Origin of the sequence: Allotamlana fucoidanivorans (genome assembly GCF_006265225.1) — a bacterium.
Taxonomy (GTDB): domain Bacteria; phylum Bacteroidota; class Bacteroidia; order Flavobacteriales; family Flavobacteriaceae; genus Allotamlana; species Allotamlana fucoidanivorans.
In genome coordinates, this window is the sequence record NZ_VDCS01000068.1 from 1 (window position 1) to 427 (window position 427).

Sequence of the window (427 nt, forward strand, 5' to 3'; positions counted from 1 at the left end):
TAATCGAATTTTACAATAACCAATGTCAATAATCATCTGAATTCTTATTTAGAAATTAAAATAAAAACAAATTATTAAATTAATTGACCCAGTAAAATATATTAAAACACTATTGCCAACAATGGTAGCCGTTGCACGAGCCCATAATTTTATAAAAACTTGAATTACAAACGCCTATTTTCAGGGCGTTTGTTGTTTTTGGTAGTTTTCACCATCTAAAATCAAGATGCTTTCTGGGGCTAATAACAAGTCCTATTATGCCTTTATACATGCAAAAATGAGTTTGCAGACTTGCCGCCCCACTTTTACTGTGTTTTTCTATGAATTTCAAGTACTTTTTAAGGTTGTAGGCTATGGCCGAGAGCTGCATACACTTATTAGCTTGCTTAATGCCAATGGTATTGACTTTCCTAAGTCCCATAAACTG

General features: G+C 32.8%; 1 pseudogene. It reads right to left on the reverse strand.

Annotation, left to right across the window (positions count from 1 at the left end):
- Positions 1–208: 208 nt before the first annotated feature.
- Positions 209–427 (reverse strand): annotated as a pseudogene (locus FGF67_RS17760) (IS1182 family transposase); the annotation flags it as partial.